Genomic DNA, 26,363 nt, shown 5'->3' on the forward strand with positions numbered 1-26,363 from the left:
GTCCGTCCGGCCCGGCGCCGGCCCCGCCCGGGACCGGGCCGCTCAGTCCTGGTGCGCGCCGAGCTCGCGCAGGATGAGGGCGTGGCGTTCGAGGAAGGCCCGCTCGTCGAGCTTCTTGCGGCGCAGCCAACCCGTCACCTCCGTGTTGTGCTTGCTCGCGTTGCAGGAGGCGCAGGCCGGCACCACGTTGCCGAGGGTGTAGCGCCCGCCGCGGGAGACCGGCATGACGCAGTCCTTATTGCAGGGCTGCACCCTGCCCCTGGCAGTACGCGCAGCCTCCCCAGGCGTTCATGAGGGCGTGCCACTGCGCGTCCGGAGGTCGTTGTCCACCTTGGCGAGCCGGCCCCGGCGGCGCCTGGCGTAGCGCGCGCTCTGGGCGCTCGAGCGGCGGGAGGGGAACTGGCTGGGTGGCACCGCTCCAATCTACGGCCGCCGCCCGCGACGGGCCCACACAAAGACACGGGGCCCGCTCGCGCGCGGGCGCGGCTAGGCTGAGGAGCACGGCCCCGTCCTCCGGCGGGGCTCACGCGTTGGAAGCACCCGGAAGGACCCATGCCCAAGATCAGCGCCCCCTCGGTGGCGGAGCACCACGCGGCCCAGGTCCGTGCCCTCCTCGACGCCACGCGGGAGCTGCTCAGGGAAAGCGGCAAGGCACCGAGCATGGCCGACGTCGCAGCCCGCGCCGGGCTCGCGCGCTCGAGCGTCTACCAGTACTTCTCCTCGCGCCAGGCGCTGCTCGAGGGCCTCGTCAAGGACGTCTTCCCGCGGTGGGCCGAGCGCATCACCTCCGCGATGGCGGCGGCGCCCACGCCGGCCGACGCCGTCCTGGCGTACGCGAGCTCCAACCTCGACCTTGTCGCCGACGGCGAGCACGCCGTGGGCGCGGCCCTCGCCACCCTGACCCCCGGCGAGGCGATGGGTGCCGAGGCGCACCAGATGCACCAGCAGATCAGCGAGCCGCTCGCCGAGGCGCTCAAGACCCTCGGGGTCGCCGATCCCGAGGCCGTGGCGGAGCTCATCAACGCCGTGGTGCACGCCGCCACCCGCCGCCTCGAGGCGGGGGCGAGCCGCGAGCAGGCCCAGGCGAGCGTCGCCGAGCTGCTCGGCCCCTTCGTCCGCGAGCACGGCGGGGCCTGAGCCCCCGGCCCGACTGCCGCACCGGACGCCGCCTCCCCGGCCGCCCCCACCCCGGCCACCGCGCCCGAGGCCCCGCAGTGGCCCGACCACGCGCCCCCGGCGCGTCGCACACGGACCCCAAGCACCCGACGTCGTGCGCTGGATCACGCCCCAGCCGCTAGGCTGGCCGGACAACTAGCGGCACGGGGTGTCCGCCCCCGGATGGGGCGGACTGAGATCACACCCGTCGCACCTGATCTCGTTCACACGAGCGGAGGGATGTCGCATGGGTACTCACCCCTGCACCACCATTGACCCCCAGTGGCCCACCCCCGGGCAGGCCCTCGCGCGGCTGCGCAGCGCGCCGCCCCTCATCCAGTGCCTGACCAACACCGTGGTCCAGCAGTTCACGGCCAATGTGCTCCTGGCGCTCGGCGCCTCCCCGGCCATGGACGACACCGAAGGCGAGGCCGGCGTCTTCGCCTCCATCGCCACGGGCGTCCTGGTCAACCTGGGCACGCCGCACGCCGAGGAGGCCCAGGCGATGCGCGAGGCCATCGCCTCCGCCAACGCCGCCGGCACCCCGTGGGTCCTGGACCCCGTGGCGATCGGCGCGCTGCCCGTGCGCACCTCCCTGGCCCACGAGTTCCGCGCCGCCCGCCCCACCGTGGTGCGCGGCAACGCCTCCGAGGTCGCGGCGCTGGCCGGGGCCGGCGCGGGCGGGCGCGGCACCGACACGACCGACAGCCCCGAGGCCGTCCTCGGCGCGGCGGCGGGGCTGGCCCGCGAGACGGGCGGCGGCGTGGCGATCTCCGGCCCCGCCGACCTCATCACCGACGGCGAGCGCGTGTGGCGCGTGGCCGGCGGCTCCGAGTGGCTCACGCGCGTGACGGGCGGCGGCTGTGCTTTGGGCTCGGTGGTCGCGGCGCTGGCCGGGGTCCTGATGCACGACGACGCGTGGCCGGCCGGGGTGCCCGGCGGCACCGAAGCGGGCGGCGACGCCGGTGAGGGCGCCCCGTTGGGCGCCGGCACCCGGGCGGCCTGGGCCGCCACCGTGGCCCACGCCCTGTACTCCGTGGCCGCCGAGCGCGCGGCCGCCGCCTCCCGCGGACCGGGCAGCTTTGCCGTGGCCTTCCTCGACGAGCTCTCGCTCCTGGATCCCGCCGATCCGGCGCTGGCCCACGGCGCGCGCATCACGGTGGCGCCGGTGGAGGACGCCGAGCACGCCGCCGAGGCCATTGCCGTTGACCCCCGCACCGCGGCAGGGAACCCCGCTCCGCACGAGATCCCCGCCAACCCGCTGCCCCACCACGGGCGCACGTACCGCCCGACCGGCGCGAGCAACGGCGCCGGCACCGACCCGTCCAAGGAGCTTCGATGAGCCGCCCCACCCCCGATCTGCGCGTCTACACGGTCGTTGACACCTCCGTGTGCTCGCTCCAGGACGCCCCGGCCGTGGCCCTCGCGGCGGCGCTCGGCGGCGCCGGCATCATCCAGCTGCGCGCCAAGCACTCCCCCACGCGCGACGTCCTCGCGGCGTTCATCGCGATGGGCGAGGCGCTCGCGGGGCGGGCGGCCCTGGTGGTTGACGACCGCGTCGACGTCTTCCTCGCAGCCCGCGCCGCCACGGAACACGTCCACGGCGTGCACGTGGGCCAGTCGGACCTGCCGGCCGCCGCGGTGCGCGGGCTGATTGGTCCCGACGCGCTCCTGGGCCTCTCGGCCTCCACCGTGGAGCAGGCGGCCGCCGCCGAGGCGCTCGGCGCCGGCGTGGTGGACCACCTCGGCGTGGGCGCCGTCCACGCCACGCCCACCAAGCCGGACGCCCCCGAGCCGCTCGGCTACGCGGGCGTGGGCCTCGTGGCCGTCTCCACGGCGCTGCCGTGCGTCGCGATCGGCGGGCTGGGCCTGCCCGACGCCGCCGGCGTGCGTTCCGCCGGCGCCGCCGGCCTGGCGGTGGTCAGGGCCGTGGCCGGCGCGCAGGATCCGCGCGCCGCCGCCGCCTCGCTCCTCGCGGCCTGGGAGGCGGCGGCGTGAGGGGCTCGCTTACCGGCCTGGGGAACCTCGGGCTTCCCGTCCTGTCCGTCGCCGGCTCCGACCCCTCGGGCGGGGCGGGCATCCAGGCCGACCTCAAGGCCATCGCCGCGTGCGGCGGCTACGGGATGAGCGTCGTCACGGCGCTCACGGCGCAGAACACGCGCGGCGTGCAGGGCGTGCACGTGCCGCCCGTGGAGTTCCTGGTGCAGCAGCTACGCTCGGTGCTCTCCGATGTGCCGCCGGCCGCGATCAAGATCGGCATGCTCGGCTCGGCCGAGGTCATCCACGCCGTGGCCTCGGAGCTCTCGGCGCTCGAGGCGGCCGGGACCCGCCCGCCCGTGGTCCTCGACCCCGTCATGGTCGCCACGAGCGGCGACCGGCTGCTCACCCCCGAGGGCGAGGCGGCCATGTCCAGGCTCTTTGCCCACGTGGACATCGTGACGCCCAACGCCCCGGAGCTCGGCGCCCTCTTGGGCGACGACGCCGCGTCCTGCACCGCCGATCTGGTCACGCAGGCCCGCCGCCTGGCCCGCGAGCACCGCGTGTGGGTGCTCGCCAAGGGTGGCCACGTCCCCGTCGAGGCGACGCCCTCCCCTGGTGGCGACGCCGCGGCGTCGGGCAGCGTGACGGATGTCTTGGTCTCGCCCGAGGGCGAGGTGAGCAGCCTCAGCCACCCGTTCCTGAACACCCGGAACACGCACGGCACGGGCTGCACACTCTCCTCCGCGCTCGCGACCTTCGCGGCGCGCGGGCTGGGCTGGCTCGCCGCGAGCCACGCCGCCACCGACTACCTCGCCGCCGCACTGGCCGGCGCGGACCGGCTCGCGATCGGATCCGGCCACGGGCCCGTCAACCACCTGGGCGAGCTGTGGGCGGGCGCCGGGGCGCCGGGCCTGGGGGCGGCGTCGGCCGCGTGGCTGCGGCTGGCCCCGCGCGCCGAGGCCACGTACTCCACGTCCGTCGTGGCGCAGCTGGCCTCGGGGCAGCCCGACGCCGGGCTCATGCACCGCTACCTGGGCCAGGACCTCGCGTATTTGGTCGACTATGCCGATCGGCTCGACGCCGCGGCGGGGCTCGCCGAGGCGCGCGGGGCGATCGAGGACGCCGCCTTCTGGGCCGCCTCCGCCACCGCGTGCCGCGAGGAGGAGCCCCAGCTGCACCTGCAGCTCGGGGCCGAGGTGCCGGCGCCGGACTCGGTGACTGCGGCGTACGCGCAGCATCTCGCGACGGCCGAGGCCGACGGCTACGAGGCCCTCGCCGCTGCGCTGCTTCCGTGCTTCGTGCTCTACGCCGAGGTGGGCGCGCGGCTCGCGCGCGTGCTGCCGGCCGAGGCCAACGCGGAGGCGCGCGCGTGGGTCACGAGCTACGCCGATCCGGGCTTCGCCGCGTCCGCCGCGGAGGCGATGGACCGCGTGGACGCGATCGCGGCCGGCGCCGATGAACCGACCGTGGCGCTCATGGAGGCGGCCATCGCCGAGTCGCTCGAGCGGGAGATCGCCTTCTTCGACCGCTGAGCCCGGGGCCCGCCAGCACTCCCCCAGCGTCACGCCCGCCAGCACTCCCCCACCTTCCCCGGATCGGAGTGCCACATGTCGCCTTTTTGGCCAAGAAAACGACATGTGGCACTCCGATCTTGGGGTTGGTGGGCTCGCGCACGGGGGTTGAGGGTCGGGGAGGTCACGGGTGGGCGGGCGGCGGCCGGCCGCCGTAGAATGGAGCGATCGCCCGCGCCGGTCAGCGCGCCGGGGGATCGCTCACTCCCCCATTCCTGTGGGTGCCCCCCGCGCCCTCAGCGGCGAAAGGCACCCCTTGAGCAACCCCTTGAACTTCGGCTGGAGCCTGCACGGCGACGGCCGCACCGTCGCCAAGGACGCCGTCGTGGCGCCCGGCGAGCGCCTCGGCTGGCCCCAGACCACGGGCATCGGCGTCCAGCACGTCATGGCCATGTTTGGCTCCACCGTGCTGGTCCCGGCCATCACCGGCTTCCCCGTGACCACGACCCTGCTCTTCACAGGCATCGGCACGCTGCTCTTCCTGGTCATCACGGCCAACCGCATCCCGTCCTACCTCGGCTCCTCCTTCGCGTTCATCGCCCCCGTGGTCGGCGCCAAGGCCTCGCACGGCATCGAGGGCGCGCTCGGCGGCATCATCATCGCCGGTGCCGCGCTGTTCATCGTTGGGCTCATCGTGCAGAAGACCGGCACGGGCTGGATCCACGCGCTCATGCCGCCCGCCGTCATGGGCACCATCGTGGCCCTCATCGGCCTGAACCTGGCCACCTCCACCTTCGCCGCGATGAAGGAGGTGCCGCTCACGACCTTCGGCACCATGCTCGCCGTCGTCATCTGCTCGGTGCTCTTCAAGGGCCTCATGGGCCGCCTCTCGATCCTGCTGGGCCTCGTCGTGGGCTACGGCCTCGCCGCCCTGCAGGGCCAGGTGGACTTCACGCCGATCGGTGAGGCCGGCCTCTTCGGTGTCCCGCAGTTCCACGCCCCGTCCTTCCACGTCGACACCTTCCTCGTCTTCCTGCCGGTGATCTTCGTGCTCATCGCCGAGAACGTGGGCCACGTGAAGACCGTAGGCCTCATGACGGGGCAGAACCTGGACAAGCTCAACGGCCGCGCCCTCATGGCCGACGGCGTCGCGACCATGGTGGCCGGCTCGGCCGGCGGCTCCGGCACCACCACCTACGCCGAGAACATCGGCGTCATGGCCTCCTCGCGCGTGTACTCCACGGCCGCGTACTGGGTCGCCGGCATCGTCGCGATCCTCCTGGCCTTCTTCCCCCTGTTCGGCGCCGTGGTGGGCTCCATCCCCTTCGGCGTCCTGGGCGGCGCCGGCATCGTGCTCTACGGCATGATCGGCGTCATGGGCGCCCGCATCTGGGTGCAGAACAAGGTGGACTTCTCCAACACCATCAACCTCATGACCGCCGGCGCCGGCCTCATCACGGCCCTCGCCGTGAACTCGGTGACGGGCGATCTGGTGTGGGGCCCCTTCTCGGTGGGCGGCATCGCCCTCGGCACCATCGTGACGCTCGTCGTGTACCACCTGATGCGTGGCATCGCGAAGTGGCGCGGCACGGAGCCGCAGGACTCCACGGAGCTCGACGTCGCGACGCCCGGCAAGCTGGTCTGAGTCGCCAGACGCTGCATTTCAGGCCCGGTGGGCCGCTTGTGCGGCGAACACCACAGCGTCGGGGCCGCCCGGCCGCGCGGAATCCGCGCCGCCGGGCGGCCCCGACGTTTCAGCAGCCGAGACGGGCAAAGGCCACCTGATGAGATACTTCCGTCTCATCGAGTAGAGTTTTCCGCCCACGGGAGAGCAATCGCGAGTAGGATCGAGCGTTGTGGCGCACTGGATGAAGCAGTGGGAATCCGCGTCCTGGAACGCATCGGTCCAGGACTGGATTTCGCGCGTCCTGGAAGCCTATGACGTCGCCCAGGCCGGCCCGCTCGAGCGCGTGAGCCACGGCCTCGGCGCCATCGTGTTCTCCGTGCCCACCGAGGCCGGCCCCCTCTACTTCAAGACGGCGGCACCCACGCGCACGCACGAGGCGGAGCTCGTCTCCCGCATCGCGCCGCATTCCAAGGGCCTCGTCCCCCAGCCGCTCGCGGTGGAGCTGGACGAGGGCTGGATGCTCTCCCCCGGCCTTGGGGTCACCCTGGCCACGCAGACGGTCCCGCGCGATCCTGTTGGCTGGCGCCGCGTTTTCGGCGAGGCCGCCGCCCTGCAGACCTCGCTCTCCGCCGCCGCCGACGAGCTCGCCGAGGGTGGCATGCCCGGCTTCCTGCCCTCCGCCGCCCCCGACTACCTCGACACCGCCCTCCTGCGCCACGCGCAGCTGCCCGCCGGGAGCCCCCTGCACATCTCCGGCGAGGACGCCGAGCTACTCTCGCAGGGCCTGGCCACGGTGGAGGACGCCACGCGCCGCCTCGCCGCCGTGCCTGTGCCGTTCACGCTGCAGCAGGGAACCCTGGACCCCGAGCAGATCCTCGTCCCGGAGTCCGCTCGCGCCTCCCACCTCTTCATCGGCTGGGCCGATGCCCGCTGGTCGCACCCCTTCGGCCTGATCGGCGAGGCCGTCCAGCGCCTGTGCGAGGTGCACGGGGTGGAGCCCACGCAGGAGCCGGTCCGCTCCATGCTCCTGGCCTACCTCGAGCCCTTCAGCGACGCCGCGCCCGTGGCGGAGCTCGTGGAGCTCCTCGGCCCGGCCTCGCTCGTGGCCCAGGCTCAGCGCCACGAGGCGCTCATGGAACTGCTGCTCCTGGCCGATCCCGAGGACCAGGCCAAGCACGCCCCCGAGGCGCTGCGCCTCCTGGCCGGCGCGCTCGCCACCCCCGGCCGCGCCTCGCGCCGCTCCGCCCGCGCGGGCAGTCGCGGCTCTGCGCGCCAGGGCTTGCGCACCCAGGCCTCGGCCCCGCCGAGCGCCGGCCGCCGCCGCGCCCGCTAGCCTCACCCACGCTCGGGCGGGCACACCTGCCCGACGCCGCGCCCGTCGCCGGACGCCGGGCTTAGGCCCGCTCCCCCTGCAGCTGGGGCCACTCGCCGCGCTCGCCCAGCACCGCGGCCAGAAGCACTGGCTCGTCCGTCATCAGCCCGTCGACCCCCAGGTCGATGAGCTCGCGCATCTGCTCCGGATCGTCCACGACCCACACGTGCGCCTGCACGCCCGCGGCGTGCAGGCGCCGCACCCAGGACTCGCGCACCACCCGGATGCCGTACTGTCGCACGGGCACCTGCAGCGCCACGATGCCGCGGGCCCTGGCGCGCTGGAGCAGCGGCACGGCGAGCGGTCCCAGCAGCACCGAGGCAGCCACGAGCCACGGCCCGGCGCTCCCGGCCAGGCTCGGGAGCAGGGCCTGCGCGCGGCGCCGGTGGGCCGCCGCGAAGGAGGCCACCAGGACGCGGTCCTGCGCCCCCGCCTCGGCGACGAGGTGCACCAACTCGTCCGCCGCGCCGTCGGACTTCACATCAACGTTCCAGCGCGCGTGCGGCAGCTCCCGCAGGAGCGTCTCGAAGCGCGCCGGCGGCTCGCCGGCGGGGCCGTGCACCGTGAGGTCGTCCAGCTCGGCGGCGCTGAGCTCTGCCACGGCCCCGGTGCCGTTCGTGACCCGATCCACCGTGGCGTCGTGGATCGCGTAGAGCACGCCGTCGCGGCTCAGGCGCACGTCCGTCTCGAGGTAGGCGAAGCCGTGGGCCGCCGCCGCGGTAAACGCCGCGAGGGTGTTCTCGTCGGCCCGCCCGCCGCCGCGGTGCGCAAAGCCGAGCGCGGCGCCGGCCAGCGGACCGCCCGGCGCGTTGAGCAGGTAACCGCTCACGCCCGGTCCACCGCCAGGAGGGACTCGAGCACCCGAGCCACGGAGTCCTCCTCCACGGTGCCGATGACGTGATCCGCCGCGCGCACCACGCGCGGCTGGGAGTCGCCCACGGCGTAGCTGCGGCCGGCCCAGGAGAGCATCCCGACGTCGTTGGGCATGTCGCCAAACGCCACGACGTCCGCCGGATCCACGCCGAGGCGCGCCGCATGCCGCGCGAGCGTGACGGCCTTGTCCACGCCGGGCGCCGCCATCTCGATGAGCGGCACGCCGGGGGCCGAGTGGGTCAGCGCCACGAGACCGTCCAACGCCGGTGCCACGAGCCGCTCAAACTCGGTGCAGGTGCCGCCCGGGCGTCGGGCCAGGAGCTTCACGACGCCCTCGGCGGCCAGCGCCTCGGCGTCGAAGGGCTCCTCGGCGAGGCCCTCGCGCTCCGCGCGGGAGGAGGCGAAGCCGCGCTCGAGGTGCAGCCCGGCCACCGTCTCCGCGGCAAAGACCGCGTCGGGGGCCAGCGTCAGGACGCGCTCGCGCGCCGCGACGAGGTCGCCCACGGGCAGGACGCTCGCCTCCAACACCCGGCCGGCGTCGTCGTCGTACACCACGGCCCCGTTGGAGCAGATGGCGGTGCCGAGGCTGCCGAGGGCCTCGCGCAGCCCGGCGAGCCAGCGCGTGGGGCGCCCGGTCACGAGGACCAAGGCCACGCCGGCCGCGCGGGCGTCGTTCAGGGCAGCGGCCGTGCGCGGCGAGACCGTGCCGTCGTGCCGGACGATCGTTCCATCCAGGTCGGTGGCGATGAGCCTCATACCCCGAGCTCCGCACGCGTCGGCGGGTTGGCGCCGGCCCGGGACACGGTGATGGAGGAGGCCGTCGCGGCGAGCTCCATGATGCTGCGCAGCTCCTCCGCGCTGATCTCGCGCAGCGCCTCGCGGCGGCCCGGGCCCACGTAGCCACGCTCGGAGAGGCCCATGAGCACGGCGGCCATGGAGGAATCGCCGGCCCCCACGGTGTCCTCGACGTCCGCCTCGATCGCGGCGACGTGCACGTCCCCGTTGCGAGCGAAGCCGTGGGCGCCGCCGGCGCCCATCGTCAGGATCACCACGGAAGGTCCCGCGGCGAGCCAGGAGCGCGCCGTCTCGATCGGATCGCGATCGGGGTAGAGCCAGGCCAGATCGGAATCGGAGGCGCGCACCACGTCGGCGAGCGCGATGAAGCCCTCCACCCGCGTGCGGGCGGCGGCGCGATCCGGCGTGAGGCGCGGGCGCACGTTCGGGTCGTAGCTGATGGTCGCGTGCGGGCGGGCCTCCTGCACGGCGCGGCGTACCGTGCTGGCTCCGGGCTCCAGGGCCGCCCCGAGGGAGCCCACGTGCAGGGCCTCGGCGTCCTCGAGCGCGCGCTGGGCCAGGACGCCCGTGAAGCCCTCGAGGCTCCACTGCACCGTGTCGAACTCGTAGTCGGCGCTGCCGGCCGGGTCGAGGATGCCGTGGGCCGTGGCCGTGGGGTACTCATCGGCGCCGAGCAGCTCGGCCACGCCGTTGCGCTGCAGCGTCTCGTGCACCAGGGTCCCGTAGGCGTCGCGCCCGTAGCGGGTCACGAGGGTCACCGGCACGTCGAGGCGCGCGAGACCCACCGCCACGTTGAGTGGGCTGCCGCCCACGTGGGTGGTGGGGGGCTCGATGCCGCCCGAGATCACGTCGACGAGGGCTTCACCCATGACCAGGAACATCCGCTTGATCCCTTCCGCTGCGGGCGCCGCGCGCGCCCAGCCTGCCTCCGCCCAGTCTAGGGCGCGGGCGGCTCCTGGGCGCCCCGGAAGGGGCGTCCGAGGTGCCGCGGGTGAGGCGCCGCGCACGCCACGGTTGAGGCGCGGCTCAGCGCCCGGGGAAGACGGCGGCGCGCTTGGAGACGAAGGCCTCGCGCCCCTCCACGGAGTCCTCCGTGAGGAAGGCGGCGCGGAAGGAATCGGACTCGACCTCGAGCGCCTCGGCCGTGGAGAGACCCACCATGGCCTCCATGGCGGCCTTGGCGTTGGCCACCGCGGTGGGCGCCTTGGTGGCGATCTCCTCGATCGTGGCCACGGCGGCGTCGAGCAGCGCCGCCTTGTCTTCGAGCACGCGGTTCACGAGGCCGATGCGCAGCGCCTCGTCGGCCTTGACCTGGCGGCCCGTGAGGATGAGCTCGCGCGCGATGCCGGGCGAGACGCGCCGCGGCAGGCGCACGGCGCCGCCGAAGCCGGGGACGAGGCCGAGGTTGACCTCGGGCTGGCCGAAGCGCGCGTTCGCGCTCGCGTAGATCCAATCGCAGGCGAGCGCGAGCTCGCATCCGCCGCCCAGGGCAAAACCGTTGACGGCGGCGATGACGGGGATCGGCAGGGCCTCGAGGCCCTGGGTCACGCGGTGCATGGCGCGGCCGTAGTCGGTGGCCGCCTGGGCGTTCATGGAGTTCATTTCCACGATGTCGGCGCCGGCCACGAAGGACTTCTCGCCGGCCCCCGTGATGATCACGCCGCGCACGGGCCACTCGCCGTCGCGACCGAGGGCCGCGAGCTTGCGCGTCAGGGACCCCAGGTCCTCCACCACGGCCGCCGCGAGCGCGTTGAGCGCCTCGGGGCGGTTGATCGTGACGATGAGCGCTGCCCCGCGGGTCTCGAGCTCAAGGGTGGCGTACGTGCCCAGCTGCATACTTCCTCCGGATCTAGTGCGCCGCGGCCTCGGGTTCCCCCGGGGCCGGCGCGTGGCCTGCGTCACTGACCAGCATGCCAGAGGTGCACGACGGCGCGGGGCCGGGTCGAGCGCGCTGGCGCGCCTTTCCGGCTGGCTGGGCAGGGCTTTCCGGCTGGCTGGGCGGGCACCGCCCGCCGCCCGGGAGGCGGCTACTTGCCGAGCGCGCCGGCGGTCCGGCGGGCCGCCAGGATGTGCTCGCCCTCGCCCATGCCGGGCGTCTCGCCCACGGGATCCAGGCCGGTCGCGAGGGCGTCCCGCACCTCTCCGACCACCTCGCGGGCGAGGCGCTCCGCCTCCTCGGCGTCGCCGCCGGCGACGGCCGCGGCGAGGCCCGTGTGGGCCTCGAGCGAGCGCTCGGTGGCGGCGAAGGGCAGCACGCCGCCGCTCATGCGGCCGGCGAGGACCTCGCCGACGATCTCGTCGAGCGAGCCGAACATGGCGTTGCCGCTGGAGTTGAGGATGAGCGCGTGGAACTCGATGTCCGCGCGCAGGAAGGCGTCCGCGTCGCCGGCTCGGCCGTGCTCGTGGAGCTCCTGGGCCAGCTCGCGCAGGCGGATGCGGGCCGCGGCGTCGGCGCGGACGGCGGCGCAGGCGGCGGCGAGCGGCTCCACGGCGATGCGCAGCTCGGCCAGCTCGCGGTACTGGGTGGAGCGATGCTGGCCCTCGAGGCGCCAGCGAATGACGCGCGGGTGGTGCACGTTCCAGCGCCGCGACGCCTGGACGGAAAGCCCCACGCGGCGGCGGGACTCCACGAGGCCGAGCGATTCGAGCGAACGCATCGCGTCGCGAGCCACGGTCCGCGAGATTTCGAAGCGATCCTGAAGCCCCTCGAGCGTGTAGCGGTGCCCCGGAAGGACCTCACCATCCACGATCTCGCGACCCAGCGCGTCCACGACTCCCTCTTGGAGCACGGCCGCAGGGGCGGATTCCGATGCCATGGCTTGCCTCTTCCGGCGCCCGCCACGCACGACGCGCCTGCCTCATCATGGCCTAAAAAAGTGGATCGCGTCACATCCTTTGACCCTGGGGTCGAAAAAGATCCGCGAACCACCTCCGGCCAAAAGGCGATACCTAGCGCGCTCCGCGCCCCTTGCCGCCGCCCTTCGTGCCGCGCCGGGGCCGCTTGACCTTCGCCCTGGCCGACTTCGCCGCCGCCTTGGCCGCGGCCTTGGCGCCCTTGGTGCCGTGGCCCTGCTTGGCCTTGGCCCAGCCCTGGCGCTTGCTCGACGCAGCGGCGTCGTCCGTGCCCTCGGTGCCCTCTGCGGCCTCCGCGACCGGCTTGGCGGCCGGTTCCGAACGCACGGGGTACAGCTTGGCGGCGTGCGCCGCCTTGGCCTCCGCCGACTGCGAGGCGGCGCGATCCTTGCGGCGCTGGACGGCCTCGTCCTGCTCGCGCTCGCGCACGGAGGGCTGGCGGGAGCTTCCGGCCCGGCGCCCGCGGACCACGCCGATGAACTCCTCGAGCATCAGATCGGCGTTTGCCTCGAGCGCGAGGGGCTGCGCGTCGTCGGGCAGGGCGGGATCAACGCGCAGCCAGGCCAGGCCCACCTTGGTGGCTGGCTCGCCGGCCACCTCGCGCCACACCACGTCCTTGCGGGCGTGCAGGCGCGCGAGCGGCTGCGGCACGGGGGCCACGGCGCCGGCACCGGAGGCGACCACCTCGAGCATCATGGCCACGCCGCCCACCTCGGGCGGGTAATCGGCGGGGTCGAGGCGCTGCCACGCGGCGGCGTCCTCGGCCGGGATCACGGCGTGCTCGTCGTAGTACTCCACCTCATGGTCCTTGGGCGCGCAGAGACCAGCGCGCTCGGTGTAGAGCTCGATGACGTGCAGGCCGGGGCCGGCGGGGGAGGCATCTTCCGGGAAACGCAGCAGAACAACGCGCGCACGCCCGGCCGCAAGCTCCTCGAGGGGATCGATTCCCTCGGGCAGCGGCCGGGCGTGCAGCGTGTCTTCTTGATGCGTGTCCTTGAAGCGGTTGAGCCACTTGGCTGGCATGACGCCGGGGGCGTACGCCAGGTTCAATTCGGACACGAGCTACCGATCAGTCGACGGTGCGGACCACGTACACATCGCACGGGGCATTGTGGATGACGCCGGTGGCGACGGAACCCAGCACGCGGCCGAGGCCGTGGGTGCCGACGTTGCCGACGAAGATGACCTGGGCCGAGTTGTCCTTGGCGGCACCGATGAGGGCGTCGACCGGCTTGCCGAAGACGGCGCCCGACTCGATGGAGGCGGCGGGGTTCTCCTCGCGCAGGCGGACGGCGATGCGCTCGGCCAGCTTGCCGGCCTGATCGGCGTCGTCCAGGATCCAGGTGTCGGAACCGATGGTGACGACCTCGGTGTTGTCCTTGGAGTGAGCCGAAAGGACCAGCAGCTTGTCGCCGGTCTTGGCGGCGAGCTCAGCGGCGCGGCTGGCGGCCTTGAAGGCGGTCTCGGATCCGTCGACGCCGACGATGTAGGTGCTCATGGAAGTCCTTCCAATCTGGTGAATCGCTGCGGCCTGCGGGATACCGGCGCGCCTGATGCTCTACTCCCCAGTGAGAATAGCGCGCCGAAGCCCTCCGGGCACGGGGTTTCACCTCAGCTGTGGCGCGACTCGCGCTGCGGGCTCCCCCGCTCAGGCGAGGGAACGCAGCGCCTCGAAGTCGCTCGCGTCCGGCGCGGAGGTGCGCTCGGCGACGTCGGGGTGGCGCTCGAGCCAGGACCGCACGTAGGGGCACACCGGCACCACGGCCAGGCCGGCGTCGAAGGTCTCGCGCAGCGCGGCGGCGACGAGGCGCGAGGCGAGCCCCTGCCCGTTGTACGCCTCGTCCACCACGGTGTGGTGGAAGATGCGGCGGCCATCGTGCTGCACGTAGGCGGCAAAGCCGATGACCTTGCCGCCCTCCTGCAGCTCAAAACGGCTCTGCGCCGGGTCGTCGACGATGCTGAACTCGGTCTCGCTCATGGTGCCCTCTTCTGCTGTGGCGTGGGGATGAAGGCCCGACGGCGGGTGGTTGGCTCAGCCGCGCGGGCGCAGGCGGGTGGTCGGAAGGATCGGGGCCGGCAGCGGGTCCGGCTGACCGGCCGGCCAGGGGCCGAACAGCTCCGGCTTGCCAGCGTCGCGCGGATCGGCCGGCTCGAAGCCGAGCTCGGCCTGGTAGCGGCGGCGAAACTCCTCGATCTCCTCGTGGGTGCGCCCGATGAAGTTCCACCACATGATGATCTGCTCGCCGAGCGGCACGCCGCCGAGGAGGATGACGCGCACGTCCTGCGCGCCCGCCTCGAGCACGACGGTGTCGGCGCCGGGCGGGGCATAGACGAGCTCGCGGTGCTTGGCGGGAGTTCCGTTGACCGTGACGGGGCCGTTCTCGGCGAGCGCACCGAGCTCGAAGTCCCGGCGCACCGGCACCTCGAGGCGGGTTCCGGCGCTCAGGAGGATCTCGGCGCCGAGCAGGTCTGGCGTGCGCGTGCGCACGGGGGAGGCGGAGCCGAGGGCCTCGCCGATGAAGACGCGGGCCTCCCACCCGGCGCCGCGCACGGCCTCCGGCTCGTAGTGAACAAAGTCGTGCTCCCCGAAGCGCTCGTCCTCCGGCAGGGCAAACCACAGCTGGACGCCGTGCAGCACCGTGGTCGCGTCGGTGCCGAGCTCCTGGTGCGTGATGCCGGCCCCGGCCAGCATGAGATTGAGCTGGCCGGGAAGCACGGCGGCGGCGTTGCCCGCCGAGTCGAGGTGGTTGATCTCGCCGCTGAAGAGCCACGACACCGTGGCGAGCCCCGTGTGGGGGTGACGAGGCACGGACATGCCGCCCGTGACGGCGACGTCGTCCGGTCCGTAGTGGTCAAGGAAGCACCACGCGCCGATGAGCGAACGCTGGCGCTGCGGGAGCGTGCGGTACACGGTCATGGCGCGGATGCCTCCGAGCGGCACGGCGCGGGGCTCGAGCACCTCCACCGCGGTGCACGCCTGGCCGGCGTCCAGCGTGTCCCACTCGGGGCTGGCCTCAAGATTGCTCACGGAGGATCCTTCCGTCGGCGCCGCGGGGGCGCACCGGGTGTTCGCTCAAGATGGAGATGCGATTGAAGAGGTTGATCGTCGCCGAGACCCACTCGGCCGCCACGTAGGCCTCCTCGCCGAGTTCGGCGCGGGCGCCCTCGAGGTCGGCGGCGCTCTCCTCGTTGAGGGGCAGGCGCGTGGCGGCCTCGACGACCGCCAGGAGCGCGCGCTCGCGCTCCGAGTACAGGGAGGACTCGCGCCAGGCCGGGAGCAGGTCGAGCTTCTGCTGGGGGACCCCCACGGAGCGGGCCTCGCGAGAGTGCAGGTCCAGGCAGAACGCGCAGCCGTTGAGCTGGCTCGCGCGGACCTTGATGAGCTCCACGTCCTCGCCGCTGAGCCCCTGTTCCTTTGTCTGCTCCGCGACCGCGGCCGAGTACTCCTGGGCGGCCTTCCAGGCCTGCGGCAACACCTTGTCCATGTACGGACGCACGATTCTCTCCTCCACCCGGCCACCGGTTGGCCTCTCCGGGTTCAACCCTGGGCCTCTACGCACCATTCCACAGCCATCGGCCGATGGTGGTCCGGCCCAAGCGAGGCTTGCCCGGAGACGTGACAACCATACGCGGAGCTGGCAGCGGGGAGGCGGTGCCCTGCGCTCTCAGGCGCGCGCCGTCGGGGCCTCCCCCGGGGCCGCCTCGCCCGTCGGAGCGGCATCCGGGCCGGACGCCTCGGGATTCACAGCGGGGTCGTCCTCGCCGTCGGCGACGGTGCTGAGGCCGCCGGCCGCCGCGATCTTCGCGTCAACCTCGGTCTCGACATCACGCAGCGACGGTACCTGCTCGAAAAGCTCGGCCATGTCCAGATCGGGGTTCTCCTCCTGGGTAGCCACCAGTTCTTCGGCCTCCTCGTCGCTCGCGACGGAGGGGAGCGATCCGGGCAACGGACGACGCGCCGTTTCCTTGAGGAAGAACACCGCCACGAGCCCGGCGACAGATGTGCCGATGACCCAGAAGGCCGGGGCCAGGGCGGAACCGGTGAAGGTGACGAGAGCCTGCATGATGAACGGCGCGAAGCCACCGAAGATCGCCACGGCAAGGTTGTACGAAATGCCCATGCCTCCGTACCGCGAGGTCGTGGGGAAGATCGCGGGCAGCGAGGAGGACTGGATGCCGACGTACAGCACCACTGGAACGGCCAGCAGCAACAGGCCGAGCAGCGTGGACCAGATCTGGCCATGCATCATCAGCAGGAACGCCGGGACGGCCAGGACCAGCGCGGAAATGGCCGCCGAGAACATCACGCGGCGGCGTCCGAGCCGGTCGGAGAGCAAGCCAGCCAGCGGGATCGTCAGGGCAACCAGCACCAAGATCGGCAAGGTGAGCAGGTTGCCGTGCACCGGGTCGTAGTGCAGCGCCTCGGAGAGGTAGGTCGGCATGTAGCTCGTCAGGGCATACGAGGCCGTGTTGGCCGCCGCCACGAGGACAAAGGCGGTCAGGAGCTCGCGCCAGTAGCTACGCACCAGGTCCTTGATCCCCTTAGGGGCGTCCGCGTCACGGGCGGCATCCGCGCCGGCGGCCTCGGCGGAGGCCTGCGCCTCCTTGAAGGCCGGCGTGTCCTCGATCTTGCTGCGGAACCACAAGGCAATGATGCCCAGTGGCAGGGCAACCAGGAACGGGATCCGCCAGGCGAAGCCCTCCATGGCGTCCTCACTCAAGGTGAGCTGCAGAACGGAGACAAAGGCGGCACCGACGGCGAAGCCCAGGTACGAGCCGAGGTCGAGGAGCGCTGTGTAGAAGCCGCGGCGCCGGTCCGGTGCGTACTCGGTAATGAACGTCGTGGCACCGGCGTACTCGCCGCCCGTGGAGAAGCCCTGGACGAGCTTGAGCACCACCAGCATGATCGGAGCAGCGACGCCCCACACCGAATAATCGGGCAGCACGCCGATGCCGAAGGTGGCCAAGGCCATCATGAGCAGTGTAAAAACGAGGATCTTCTGGCGACCGATGCGGTCACCCAGCTGCCCGAGCACGATGCCGCCGAGCGGGCGGGCCACAAACGTCACGGCAAAGACGCCGAGGCTGAAGAGGGTCTGCACCGAGGGGTCAACGGTGTCCGGCATGAAGAGCTTGCCGATGATGACGGCGAGGTAGCCGTAGACGCCGACGTCGTACCACTCCATGAGGTTGCCGACCACGGTGCCGCCGATGGCCCGGCGGAACATGGGCCGGTCCACGACGTTGACGTCTTCAACGCGCAAGCGTGGGCGGCGTGGCGTGATGCGTTCGAGGATGCGTCGCTTGGCCTGGGCGGAGCCAGAGTTGTGCTGAGGATTCGTGTCCATGTGGGGCCGCGCGAGCGGCGCTCCCTTCTGGATGTACCGCAGCGCTCCCAGAGCGTCGTGCGGCCGCGATTCTCGCGTTCCGCCCGCATTTCCCCGCATCCTGCGGCACCCTCCGCGGGACGATCTCGCGGTCGGGCTGGGCGGCGGGCGCCGGGGGCATCCGGATCGGATGCTCACGCTGCGGCGCCGTAGACAGGTGTTGAGGTTAGTCCGCTTGGCCTGGAATGTCGAATCCATACGCCGTCTGAAAACCATTCACCGCCCTCCTCGACGCCGCCCACCGGGGCGAGCGGGCGGCGTCGGGCTGGCGGGGCGGCCGGGAAACGCCGACGGAAACGCGCAGGGGCGCCGCGCGATGCGCGACGCCCCTGCGGGAAAGTGCTGCGAGCCGTTGGCTCAGATGCGGGTCAGGCCGGCCTTGCGGCCGCAGTGCGGCCAGGCACCCGGGCCCTGGCCACGGACGACCTTTTCGGCGATGGCGATCTGCTGCTCCTTGGTGGCGCGGTGGGCCATGGAGGCGTGCTTGCCGCCACCGTAGGCGCGCCAGGTGCTCGCGGAGAACTGCAGGCCACCGTAGTAGCCGTTGCCCGTGGAGATCTTCCAGTTGCCACCGGACTCGCACTTGGCGACCTTGGCCCAGACGCCGGCGCGGCTGGCCGAGATCTTGACGGCTGGAGCGGCCTTGGTCTTCACCGAGAAGCGGTTGGTCAGGTAGACGCTCTTAACCTTCTTGGTCTTGGGATCCCCGAACTTCACGTCCGTGCGGACGGTCCAGCGACCGACGCCCACGTTGTAGGACTTGACGCCCTTGACGGCCCAGCCGTACTTCTTGCCGGTCTTCTTCACCTTGATGGTGGTGGAGACGATCTTCAGGCCCTTGGTCGTGGTGCGACCGGCCGCCTTGATGCTGACCTTCTTGCCCTTGGCCACGCTCTTGTCGCCGACGGCGGCGATCTTGGGGGTCTTGGAGGTGAAGGACTTGCCGACCACCTTGGGAGCGGCGGAGGCGGCGGGCGCGGTGGCCAGGCCTGCGACACCGACGGCGGCGATGGCCGCAGTGGCGGCGCCGACCTTGATCAGCTTGGTCGAGTTCTGCATGGGGGCGTTCTCCGTTTCAGGTCTGCCGCGCCGGCAGTTTCACCGGCGCGAACACCCCCTTTTGCACCGCGTTCGCAGGATTCTCTTCGGGAGATTCCGGCGGCGTCGGGGGACGAACTCCGAGAACGTTACCCCACCCGTGACCAATCCGTGATCTAAAAATCACGGCCTCAACACGGTGTGTGCAACGTTTTCCTTGCGATCACTGGGATGCGCGTTGTGAGTGAACTCACAGAAAGACCTGGCGTGTCACGTCACGATCTCGAGATCTTTCGAGAGCAAGGAGACGCGCCGCGGGGTGGCTCCGCAAAGGCGGAACCACCCCCTCGGACAAGGCCCGGCGACTACTTGAGCTTGCAAGCCTTGTCGATGTTCTCCGTGGCCTTCTTGAACTCATCGCCGTTCATCTTGGTGGAGAGCTCGGTGATCTTGGCGGCAGACTCGGTGGCCTTCGCGGGATCGGCCTTCACGTCGGCAACCACAGCGCCGAGCTGCGAGAAGAGGTCGCCCACGGTGGCGAAGTCCTTCGCGACGTCGCCGGAGCCCTTCCCAATCTCGACCATCTTGTCGCCGACGGCCTTGAGCTTGGTCGGATCCTGGCCGAGCTCCTGGCCCGAGGCGTTGTCAAAGCTCTCGACGCCGTTCGCCTTCAAGACATCCTTGAAGGAATCGCAGGCGGCCTGGTTGGCATTGCCACCACCACAGGCGGTCAGCGTTGCGGCCAGGGCAAGGGTGGCGACGCCACCGGCAATCTTGGACAGGGTGTTCTTCTTCAAGGGAGGTCCCCCACTTTCCTGAAATGTCGAAGAGATGACAGCGTCAGCCTACGCGAGACATGTGTCGATGCCTATCGGAGCTCGCCGCCCGCCCCCAGCCCCAGCGCCCGCTGCACGGTAAAGAAGAGGTCGGTCTGGTCGCTCAGACCCACCACGTTGGCGGCCTGCGGGCCGTAGCCGGCGATGCGCACCTGGGAGCCGGTGTGCATCTGTGAGCCACCCTCGTCGGAGGTGCCGTAGGCGACCGTGAGCGGCGCACCCTCGTTGGTCGTGAGCGTGCGGGTCAGGCCCAGCGTGGTCTCGCCGGGGTAGACGATCTGCGAGGAGTGCGCGTGATCCGCCGTCACCACCACGAGCGTGTTCTTATCCTTCTTCGCGAACTCCAGGGCCACCTGGATGGCCTCGTCGATCTGCACGGTCTCCCCGATCTGACCGCACGGGTTCGCGGCGTGGTCTTCCTTATCGATCGAGGCCGACTCCACCTGCAGGAAGAAGCCCTTCTCGTTGTTCTTCTTGTTCAGCAGCGAGATGGCTTTGCTCGTCATGTCCTCGAGCCGCGGGGTCTTGCTCGTGAGGGCCGGATTGTCAGCACACCGCACGGCCGGCTCCTTGCCGCCCGTGCGCGTGGCCTTGGGGCCCTGCCAGTCCACGGGCATATTCCCCTGCGAGAAGAGCCCTAGCACCGGCTTGGACTGGTTGGCTTTGGAAACGCGGTTCAGCTGCGAGCGGTCGGTGACCACCTGGTAACCCTCGGCCGTGGCCTGCTCCAGGAGCGTCTTGCCCTTGTACTTGCCCGCCGTTGCGGTCTGGGCGAAGCTCTTGGCGCCCCCGCCCAGGGTCACGTCCGCGCGTGTGGCGATGAGCTGCTCGGTGATGGAGCCGCGGCCGCCGTTCTCGAGCGCGTTGGTGGGGCACTTGGCGGTGGTTTCCACGGGGCCGTAGCAAGAGCGAGCCGTGACGTGCGAGGCCTGGACGGCGGGGGTGGCGTCCTGCAGTTCGGCCGAGGAGACGTTGCCCGTGCGCAGTCCCTTCTCCTTGGCCAGCTCCAGGAGCGTCTTCTGCGCCTTGCCCTTGATGTCAACGGAAATGGCGTTGTTGTAGGTCTTGGTGCCCGTGGCCCAGCCGGAGCCGGAGGCCGCGGAGTCCGTCACGTAGTCGGGCTTGCCCGTGGCCTTATCCAGCGCGTAGGTCGTGTACTGGCCCGTCAGCGGCAGCGCGTCGAGGCCCGGGAAGCGCCCCGCGGCGCCGTACTGGTAGTTGCGCGCCACCGTGATCTCGGAGTCGCCCATGCCGTCGCCGATGATGAGGATGACGTTCATGGCGGAGCTGCCGTCGATCGCCTTGCGCAGCTCCTTGCTGCGGTCACCGTCGTTGCGGGCGGCGCCGCCGTGCTGCGTGATGTCACTCGTGGTCGGCTGGACGTTTTTGGTGGCGGGGAGGGGAGCCGCGGTGGGCTGTCCGGTCGCCGCGGTCGCGGCGGCTGCACCACCGGCCAGGGCGGCCACGACAGCGGCCACCGTGAGCGTGCGGGAGAGCGTCTTGTTCATGACTGCGTCCTTCACCTCTTGAGCAGGAGCGGGCCGGGCCCGCGGATGACGCCCCCCACTGTGAACCCGCCCGGCAACATCCCCGCCCAGTCAAAGCAAACGACGTGTGAATTCACTCAGCGCCGACCTTGGCTCAGTGACCACCACCCCCATGTGCAAAGTGTCGATTCGATGCCGAAACTTCAGCGCAATGCCCATTTCTGAGGGTCGGTTCCTTGCTTAGCGTGGGAACCATCTCGCCCGGCGGCGCTGCCGCCTTGAACCCCCAGGAGGCCCCATGGCCCAGCTTGCCCACGCTGATGATGCCGCCCTCAGCCGCGTTGCCCCGCGCGATCAGAAGCATTGGTTCGGCATTGCCGTGCAACGCTTCGGCCAGGTCTCCGCGCTCTCCCAATTCCTGCTCGGCGCCACGCTCGGTTTCGGCATGACCTTCTGGCAGGCAGCGCTCGCGCTCCTGCTCGGCTCGGTCATCCTCGAGGTCCTCATGTGCATCGTGGGCATCATCGGCCAGCGCGAAGGACTCAACACTGCGCTGCTGGCGCGCTGGACCGGTTTCGGCGAGATCGGCGCCTCGCTCGTCGGTCTGGCCGTGGGTATCAGCCTCATCGGCTGGTTCGGCATCCAGTCGGCCATCTCTGCCCAGTCGCTCGACGCGATGATGCCCGGCGTCATGCCCGTGTGGCTCTGGAGCTTGCTCTTCGGTCTGCTCGTCACCGCCATCGTCGCCTTCGGATTCAAGGGCATGCAGTGGCTCGCCAACGTCACGGTTCCGCTCTTCCTGGTGCTCGTCGGCTGGTCGGTCATCTCCGAGCTCAGCAAGCACTCGTTCTCCGAGCTGCTCTCCTCCCCTGCCCCCGGTCCGAGCATCAGCATCTGGGCCGGCACCGGCATCGTCGCGGGCGGCCTCATCGTTGGGGCGATCATCACCGCCGACATGACCCGCTACAACCGCTCCGCCGCCGACGTCGTCAAGCAGACGGTCGTGGGCGTCAGCTTGGGCGAGTTCGGCATTGGCCTGGCCGGTGTCCTCCTGGCTCACGCGGCCGCCAGCGGAGACATCGTCGCCATCGTCACCTCATCCGTCGGCTTCGTCGGCCTGATCATCGTTATCACCGGCACACTGAAGATCAACGACTGGAACCTCTATTCCTCCTCCCTCGGCCTCGTGAATTTCATCGCCACGACCTTCCGCAAGCAGGTCAGCCGCGTGCCCTTCACGATCATCCTCGGCGTGGTGGGCTCGGTCCTCGCGGCGGCTGGCATCCTCGGAAAGTTCACCGACTTCCTCGTGGTGCTCAGCGTGGCCTTCCCGCCCATCGCGGGCATCATGGTCGCCGAGTACTTCATCGTGAAGCGCTGGCGCCCCGAGCTGGACGCCACGCGCGACTCCGGCGCCCTGCCGACCACCGCGCCGCGCGTCGTCCCGGCCACGCTGGTCATCTGGCTGATCTCGGCCGTGGTGGGCTACGTCGTCACGTGGGGAATCCCCTCGCTCTGGTCCCTCCTGCTCTCCATGCTGTTGTACATCGCGGCGGGCAAGCTCGGCCTGGTGTGCGGCGTGGGACAGGCGGCCACCGCCGACGCCACGACCACCGCCCCGATCGCCGCTCACTGACCCCTCACCTCCCCTCCTCGTTTAGTTCAGCGAAAGAAGAAGCACATGCACATCGGCATCGACGTTGGCGGAACCAACACCGACGCGGTCCTCATGGACGGGCGCACCACGCTCGCGGGCGTGAAGAACTCCACCAGCTCCGACGTGACCAGCGGCATCGTGGCCGCCATCGAAGCGCTGCGCGGCGACCATGCCTTCGAAGGCCACGAGATCTCCGCCGTGATGATCGGCACCACGCACTTCATCAACGCCCTCGTCGAGGCCAGGCGCCTGGCCCCCACGGCCGCCGTCCGGCTCGGCCTCCCGGCCACTGCTGCGCTGCCGCCGCTCGTCGACTGGCCGGACACGCTGCTCGAGGCGATCCATGCCAAGAGCTACCTCGCGCACGGCGGCTACGAGTTCGACGGTCGCCCCATCTCACCCCTGGATCCCGAGGAACTGCGCGGTATCGCCGCCGACATGGCGGCCAACGGCATCCGCTCCGTCGCCGTCTCCTCCGTCTTCAGCCCCGTCAACCACGACCTCGAGGTGCAGGCGGCCCAAATCCTCTCCGAGGTGCTCGGCGACGGCGTCGCCATCTCGCTCTCGCACGAGATCGGCCGCATCGGGATCCTGGAGCGCGAGAACGCCACGATCATCAACGCGGCGTTGCGCGAATTGGCCGGCGAGATCGTCGACGGCCTGACCGCCGCGGTCCGCGCCCAGGGAATCGAGGCCCCCATCTTCCTGAGCCAGAACGACGGCACGCTCATGGACGAGGACTACGTGCGCCAGTACCCGGTGGCCACCTTCGCCTCCGGCCCGACCAACTCGATGCGCGGCGCCGCCCAGACTTCGGGGCTGGCCACGTGCGCCGTCATCGACGTGGGAGGCACCACGGCCGACATCGGCCTGCTCATCAACGGCTTCCCCCGTGAGACCGCCAACGAGGTCAAGGTCGCTGGCATCCGCACCAACTTCCGCATGCCGGACGTGCTCTCGCTCGGCATCGGCGGCGGGTCCATCGTGAACCCCGACACCGCCGAGGTGGGGCCGGAGTCCGTGGGCTATCGCTTGAGCACCGAGGCGCTCGTGTTCGGCGGCTCCACTCTGACGGCGACCGACATCGCTGTGGCCGCCGGGCGCGCGAGCGTTGGCGACGCGAGCAAGGTGGCCCACCTTGACCCCGAGCTCGTCCAGCGCGTCCTCGCCCGCATTGCCGAACGCGTCTCCGAAGCCGTGGACCGCATGCGCACCTCCCCCGAGCCGCTCCCCGTGGTCGCCGTGGGCGGCGGGTCCATCCTGCTGCCGGACGAGCTGCCGCTCTTCGGGACGGTGCACCGCCCCGAGAACTACGCCGTGGCCAACGCCATCGGCGCCTCGATCGCCCAGGTTGGCGGCGAGATCGACAAGGTCTACGCCGTGGAACCGGGGCGCCGCGAAGAGACGATCGCCGACGTCCGTGCCGAGGCAGTCAACAAGGCCATCGCCGCCGGCGCCGCGCCGGATTCCGTCGTCATCGTCGACTTCGACGAGGTGCCCATCCCTTATCTGCCTGGCAACGCCACGCGCCTCCGTGTCAAGGCCGTGGGCGATCTCGACATGAACACGGGGGTGCAGGCATGAGCTGGATCCTTGACGCCGGGCGCGTCGAAGACATCGCCCGCGGTGCGGCACTGCTCGGCACGGGCGGCGGCGGAGACCCCTACATCGGTGCCCTGCTCGCCCGCCAGGCGCTGGCCGAACACGGCCCCGTGACCGCGGTGACCCTCGAAGAGGTGCCCGACGACGCAGTCGTGCTCACCGTTGCCATGATGGGCGCCCCCACCGTGATGGTGGAGAAGCTGCCGAGCCTCAAGGAAGTCATGGCCCCCGTGCGCGCCGTGGGCGAGTACCTGGGTCGCCCTGTGACGCACGTGGCCTGCGCCGAGGTGGGCGGGGTGAACTCCACGATTCCCATCGCCGCCGCAGCAGCGCTGGGCCTGCCGCTCATCGACGCCGACGGCATGGGCCGCGCCTTCCCCGAGCTGCAAATGGTGCTCCCCACCCTCTACGGCGTCACGGCCTCGCCCCTGGCCCTCGCCGATGAGAAGGGGAATGTCTCCGTCCTGAACACCGTGGACAACACCTGGACCGAGCGGATCGCCCGCGTAGCCTGCGTGGAGATGGGTTGCTCCGTCATAATCTCCGGCTTCCCCATGGATGGTGCCACGGCCAGGGCCGCCCTGGTTCCGGACTCCCTGAGCCACTGCGGCAACATCGGATCCGCGATCCTGGCCGCCCGAGAGGAGAAGCGCGACCCAGTCGGCGCCATCGTCGAGTTGGTGCGCGGCCGCGAACTCTTTGGCGGCAAGGTGGTCGATGTCCAGCGCGGCACCACTGCCGGCTTCGCCCGCGGCCGGGCACGCATCGAGGCTGGGAGCGGCGCGGAGGCGAGCGCCCTCGAGCTCAACTTCCAGAACGAGCACCTCGTGGCCCGCACCGACACCAAGGTGCTCGTCACTGCGCCGGATCTGATCATGGTGGTCGACCACGACTCCGGTGAACCGATCACCACGGAGGCGCTGCGCTACGGCCAGCGCGTGCGTGTCCTCGCGGCGCCGTCGGATCCGCGCTGGCACCAGCCGGAGGCCCTGGCCATGGTGGGGCCCCGCTACTTCGGCTACGAGATGCCATCGCACCGCTGGGACGGCAGTACCGATCCCGAGCCGGCGACGGTGGCCTCATGAGCTGGCAGCTGCGCGCCGAGGACCTCCCCGACCTGGCCCGCGGCGCCACCCTCCTCGGGACGGGCGGCGGCGGTGATCCGTACATCGGCCAAAAGCTCGTTGAGCGGGTGCTCGGCGAGCGCACCATCACGGTGTGGGATCCCGAGGATGTTCCGGCCGACGCCCTGGTCATTCCCACGGCGCAGATGGGTGCGCCGACCGTCATGGTGGAGAAGATCCCCGCGGGGACCGAGCCCACCTTGGCACTACGGATGCTCGAAGAGCACCTGGGACGCACGGCGCAGGCCACCATGCCGATCGAGTGCGGGGGCATCAACTCGATGATCCCGCTCATCGTCGCGGCGGAGACGGGACTGCCCGTCGTCGATGCCGACGGCATGGGTCGGGCCTTCCCCGAGCTGTCGATGGAGACCTTTGCCGTCTACGGGGTCCACGGATCCCCGCTGGCGCTGGCCGGCGAGCGTGGCGAGCGCGTCATCATCGACACCGGTGACGACGATCGGCAGATGGAGTGGCTTGCACGTGGGGTCACCATCCGCCTGGGCGGTGTGGGCCACATCGCCGAGTACGCCATGACGGGCGAGCAAGTCCGCGCCACTGCGGTGCCACGCACGCTCTCCATGGCGCTGGCGCTCGGCCGGGCCATCCGGGAGGCGCGGGAGCGCCACGAGGATCCGTTCGAGGCGATCGCGGCGGCGTTGGCCCCCACGCTCTACAGCCACGTTCGCGAGCTCTTCCGCGGCAAGGTCGCCGATGTCGAACGGCGCACCACTGAGGGCTTCGCACGCGGCCGGGCGATCATCGAGGCGCCCGAGGGCCAGCAGATGGAGATCGATTTTCAGAACGAAAACCTCGTGGCCCGTTGTGGCGGGGCGGTCGTAGCGATCGTGCCCGACCTCATCTGCGTTGTTGATGCGGAGACGGCCGAGCCCATCACCACGGAGGGCCTGCGGTACGGCCAGCGCGTGCGCGTGCTCGGCATTTCCACGCCGGAAATCATGCGCACTCCGGAGGCGCTGGCCACGTTTGGCCCGGCGGCCTTCGGGCTGAGCGAGCCCTTCGTTCCCGTGGAGTCATAGGCAGCGCTTGGCCGCCGCCTAAACTG

25 protein-coding genes and 1 riboswitch are annotated in these 26,363 nt (G+C 71.4%); of the genes, 10 read left to right on the forward strand and 15 right to left on the reverse strand.

Translation table 11 applies throughout. The features are described 5' to 3' along the window. Nucleotides 1–42: 42 nt before the first annotated feature. A complete protein-coding gene (locus DWB68_RS17145; RefSeq protein WP_325048555.1) occupies nt 43–252 on the reverse strand; it encodes an HNH endonuclease in 210 nt (69 codons plus the stop codon). Between the two features lie 300 nt (nt 253–552). On the opposite strand from DWB68_RS17145, the gene DWB68_RS07795 reads away from it, so the two are divergent. From DWB68_RS07795 to DWB68_RS07820, 6 genes are all read left to right on the forward strand, one after another. After that, entirely contained in the window at nt 553–1,137 is a 585-nt protein-coding gene (locus DWB68_RS07795; protein ID WP_119424583.1) for a TetR/AcrR family transcriptional regulator, read from the forward strand. 173 nt (nt 1,138–1,310) lie between these two features. Further along, nucleotides 1,311–1,413: riboswitch (TPP riboswitch) on the forward strand. Beyond that, nucleotides 1,403–2,497: a hydroxyethylthiazole kinase gene (gene thiM / locus DWB68_RS07800; protein ID WP_119424584.1), complete on the forward strand. Its 1,095-nt coding sequence runs from the start codon at nt 1,403–1,405 to the stop codon at nt 2,495–2,497. It overlaps the preceding riboswitch by 11 nt. After that, nucleotides 2,494–3,153, forward strand: coding sequence for a thiamine phosphate synthase (locus DWB68_RS07805; RefSeq protein WP_119424585.1), 660 nt, complete (start codon nt 2,494–2,496; stop codon nt 3,151–3,153). Before thiM ends, DWB68_RS07805 begins: the two co-directional genes overlap by 4 nt. Continuing rightward, nucleotides 3,150–4,667 (forward strand): bifunctional hydroxymethylpyrimidine kinase/phosphomethylpyrimidine kinase, encoded by a 1,518-nt coding sequence (gene thiD, locus DWB68_RS07810; RefSeq protein WP_158588250.1) that lies wholly within the window; start codon nt 3,150–3,152, stop codon nt 4,665–4,667. The genes DWB68_RS07805 and thiD overlap by 4 nt, the downstream gene beginning before the upstream one ends. 295 nt (nt 4,668–4,962) lie before the next feature. Next, a complete protein-coding gene (locus DWB68_RS07815) occupies nt 4,963–6,291 on the forward strand; it encodes a uracil-xanthine permease family protein (protein ID WP_119424587.1) in 1,329 nt (442 codons plus the stop codon). A 211-nt stretch (nt 6,292–6,502) separates the two neighbouring features. Beyond that, a complete protein-coding gene (locus tag DWB68_RS07820) occupies nt 6,503–7,606 on the forward strand; it encodes a hypothetical protein (RefSeq protein WP_119424588.1) in 1,104 nt (367 codons plus the stop codon). A gap of 61 nt (nt 7,607–7,667) precedes the next feature. Here the strand turns inward: DWB68_RS07820 and DWB68_RS07825 are convergent, their stop codons facing one another. From DWB68_RS07825 to phoA, 14 genes are all read right to left on the reverse strand, one after another. Beyond that, nucleotides 7,668–8,474, reverse strand: coding sequence for a glycerophosphodiester phosphodiesterase family protein (locus DWB68_RS07825; protein ID WP_199700407.1), 807 nt, complete (start codon nt 8,472–8,474; stop codon nt 7,668–7,670). Further along, nucleotides 8,471–9,274, reverse strand: coding sequence for an HAD family hydrolase (locus tag DWB68_RS07830; protein WP_119424589.1), 804 nt, complete (start codon nt 9,272–9,274; stop codon nt 8,471–8,473). Before DWB68_RS07830 ends, DWB68_RS07825 begins: the two co-directional genes overlap by 4 nt. Next, nucleotides 9,271–10,194 (reverse strand): carbohydrate kinase family protein, encoded by a 924-nt coding sequence (locus tag DWB68_RS07835; RefSeq protein ID WP_119424590.1) that lies wholly within the window; start codon nt 10,192–10,194, stop codon nt 9,271–9,273. The genes DWB68_RS07830 and DWB68_RS07835 overlap by 4 nt, the downstream gene beginning before the upstream one ends. Nucleotides 10,195–10,339: 145 nt before the next feature. After that, nucleotides 10,340–11,149, reverse strand: coding sequence for an enoyl-CoA hydratase/isomerase family protein (locus DWB68_RS07840; protein WP_119424591.1), 810 nt, complete (start codon nt 11,147–11,149; stop codon nt 10,340–10,342). A 191-nt stretch (nt 11,150–11,340) separates the two neighbouring features. Beyond that, nucleotides 11,341–12,129 carry a FadR/GntR family transcriptional regulator gene (locus DWB68_RS07845; RefSeq protein ID WP_119424592.1) on the reverse strand — a complete coding sequence of 263 codons (789 nt, stop codon included), beginning with the start codon at nt 12,127–12,129 and terminating at the stop codon, nt 11,341–11,343. A 133-nt stretch (nt 12,130–12,262) separates the two neighbouring features. Beyond that, nucleotides 12,263–13,225 carry a LysR family transcriptional regulator substrate-binding protein gene (locus tag DWB68_RS07850; RefSeq protein WP_119424593.1) on the reverse strand — a complete coding sequence of 321 codons (963 nt, stop codon included), beginning with the start codon at nt 13,223–13,225 and terminating at the stop codon, nt 12,263–12,265. A 10-nt stretch (nt 13,226–13,235) separates the two neighbouring features. Beyond that, nucleotides 13,236–13,664, reverse strand: coding sequence for a universal stress protein (locus tag DWB68_RS07855; protein WP_119424594.1), 429 nt, complete (start codon nt 13,662–13,664; stop codon nt 13,236–13,238). A 150-nt stretch (nt 13,665–13,814) separates the two neighbouring features. Continuing rightward, on the reverse strand, nt 13,815–14,144 hold the full coding sequence (locus DWB68_RS07860; protein ID WP_119424595.1) for a GNAT family N-acetyltransferase: 330 nt from the start codon (nt 14,142–14,144) through the stop codon (nt 13,815–13,817). A 54-nt stretch (nt 14,145–14,198) separates the two neighbouring features. Then, nucleotides 14,199–15,194, reverse strand: coding sequence for a pirin family protein (locus tag DWB68_RS07865; RefSeq protein WP_119424596.1), 996 nt, complete (start codon nt 15,192–15,194; stop codon nt 14,199–14,201). Next, a complete protein-coding gene (locus DWB68_RS07870) occupies nt 15,181–15,663 on the reverse strand; it encodes a carboxymuconolactone decarboxylase family protein (RefSeq protein WP_119424597.1) in 483 nt (160 codons plus the stop codon). The genes DWB68_RS07865 and DWB68_RS07870 overlap by 14 nt, the downstream gene beginning before the upstream one ends. Before the next feature lie 168 nt (nt 15,664–15,831). Next, nucleotides 15,832–17,514, reverse strand: a complete 1,683-nt coding sequence (locus DWB68_RS07875) for an MFS transporter (protein ID WP_119424598.1) — start codon at nt 17,512–17,514, stop codon at nt 15,832–15,834. A 396-nt stretch (nt 17,515–17,910) separates the two neighbouring features. Beyond that, nucleotides 17,911–18,612, reverse strand: a complete 702-nt coding sequence (locus DWB68_RS16970) for a transglycosylase family protein (protein WP_199700408.1) — start codon at nt 18,610–18,612, stop codon at nt 17,911–17,913. A 344-nt stretch (nt 18,613–18,956) separates the two neighbouring features. After that, the gene (locus DWB68_RS07885; protein WP_119424599.1) at nt 18,957–19,388 is read right to left on the reverse strand and encodes an AvrE-family type 3 secretion system effector; all 432 of its coding nucleotides are present in this window, start codon (nt 19,386–19,388) and stop codon (nt 18,957–18,959) included. A 71-nt stretch (nt 19,389–19,459) separates the two neighbouring features. After that, nucleotides 19,460–20,935 (reverse strand): alkaline phosphatase, encoded by a 1,476-nt coding sequence (gene phoA / locus DWB68_RS07890; RefSeq protein WP_119424600.1) that lies wholly within the window; start codon nt 20,933–20,935, stop codon nt 19,460–19,462. A 277-nt stretch (nt 20,936–21,212) separates the two neighbouring features. Between phoA and DWB68_RS07895 the strand changes: the two genes are divergently transcribed. From DWB68_RS07895 to DWB68_RS07910, 4 genes are read left to right on the forward strand one after another with little or no spacing between them, the layout of a single operon-like run. Continuing rightward, complete coding sequence (locus DWB68_RS07895) at nt 21,213–22,550, forward strand: purine-cytosine permease family protein (RefSeq protein ID WP_119424601.1); 1,338 nt, start codon at nt 21,213–21,215, stop codon at nt 22,548–22,550. Nucleotides 22,551–22,595: 45 nt separating this feature from the next. Next, nucleotides 22,596–24,155 (forward strand): hydantoinase/oxoprolinase N-terminal domain-containing protein, encoded by a 1,560-nt coding sequence (locus tag DWB68_RS07900; RefSeq protein ID WP_119424602.1) that lies wholly within the window; start codon nt 22,596–22,598, stop codon nt 24,153–24,155. Then, a complete protein-coding gene (locus DWB68_RS07905) occupies nt 24,152–25,258 on the forward strand; it encodes a DUF917 domain-containing protein (protein ID WP_119424603.1) in 1,107 nt (368 codons plus the stop codon). The genes DWB68_RS07900 and DWB68_RS07905 overlap by 4 nt, the downstream gene beginning before the upstream one ends. After that, nucleotides 25,255–26,337, forward strand: a complete 1,083-nt coding sequence (locus DWB68_RS07910; protein ID WP_119424604.1) for a DUF917 domain-containing protein — start codon at nt 25,255–25,257, stop codon at nt 26,335–26,337. Before DWB68_RS07905 ends, DWB68_RS07910 begins: the two co-directional genes overlap by 4 nt. Nucleotides 26,338–26,363: the final 26 nt, after the last annotated feature.

The organism is Galactobacter valiniphilus, assembly GCF_003575975.1.
Lineage (GTDB): Bacteria > Actinomycetota > Actinomycetes > Actinomycetales > Micrococcaceae > Galactobacter > Galactobacter valiniphilus.

Excerpts from the sequence above, each read along its gene's own strand:
- DWB68_RS07795 (WP_119424583.1), top strand. The coding sequence starts at position 553 with ATGCCCAAGATCAGCGCCCCCTCGGTGGCGGAGCACCACGCGGCCCAG.
- thiM (WP_119424584.1), top strand. The coding sequence starts at position 1,403 with ATGGGTACTCACCCCTGCACCACCATTGACCCCCAGTGGCCCACCCCC.
- DWB68_RS07805 (WP_119424585.1), top strand. The coding sequence starts at position 2,494 with ATGAGCCGCCCCACCCCCGATCTGCGCGTCTACACGGTCGTTGACACC.
- DWB68_RS07830 (WP_119424589.1), bottom strand. The coding sequence starts at position 9,274 with ATGAGGCTCATCGCCACCGACCTGGATGGAACGATCGTCCGGCACGAC.
- DWB68_RS07835 (WP_119424590.1), bottom strand. The coding sequence starts at position 10,194 with ATGTTCCTGGTCATGGGTGAAGCCCTCGTCGACGTGATCTCGGGCGGC.
- DWB68_RS07840 (WP_119424591.1), bottom strand. The coding sequence starts at position 11,149 with ATGCAGCTGGGCACGTACGCCACCCTTGAGCTCGAGACCCGCGGGGCA.
- DWB68_RS07845 (WP_119424592.1), bottom strand. The coding sequence starts at position 12,129 with ATGGCATCGGAATCCGCCCCTGCGGCCGTGCTCCAAGAGGGAGTCGTG.
- DWB68_RS07855 (WP_119424594.1), bottom strand. The coding sequence starts at position 13,664 with ATGAGCACCTACATCGTCGGCGTCGACGGATCCGAGACCGCCTTCAAG.
- DWB68_RS07860 (WP_119424595.1), bottom strand. The coding sequence starts at position 14,144 with ATGAGCGAGACCGAGTTCAGCATCGTCGACGACCCGGCGCAGAGCCGT.
- DWB68_RS07875 (WP_119424598.1), bottom strand. The coding sequence starts at position 17,514 with ATGGACACGAATCCTCAGCACAACTCTGGCTCCGCCCAGGCCAAGCGA.
- DWB68_RS16970 (WP_199700408.1), bottom strand. The coding sequence starts at position 18,612 with ATGCAGAACTCGACCAAGCTGATCAAGGTCGGCGCCGCCACTGCGGCC.
- phoA (WP_119424600.1), bottom strand. The coding sequence starts at position 20,935 with ATGAACAAGACGCTCTCCCGCACGCTCACGGTGGCCGCTGTCGTGGCC.
- DWB68_RS07895 (WP_119424601.1), top strand. The coding sequence starts at position 21,213 with ATGGCCCAGCTTGCCCACGCTGATGATGCCGCCCTCAGCCGCGTTGCC.
- DWB68_RS07900 (WP_119424602.1), top strand. The coding sequence starts at position 22,596 with ATGCACATCGGCATCGACGTTGGCGGAACCAACACCGACGCGGTCCTC.
- DWB68_RS07905 (WP_119424603.1), top strand. The coding sequence starts at position 24,152 with ATGAGCTGGATCCTTGACGCCGGGCGCGTCGAAGACATCGCCCGCGGT.
- DWB68_RS07910 (WP_119424604.1), top strand. The coding sequence starts at position 25,255 with ATGAGCTGGCAGCTGCGCGCCGAGGACCTCCCCGACCTGGCCCGCGGC.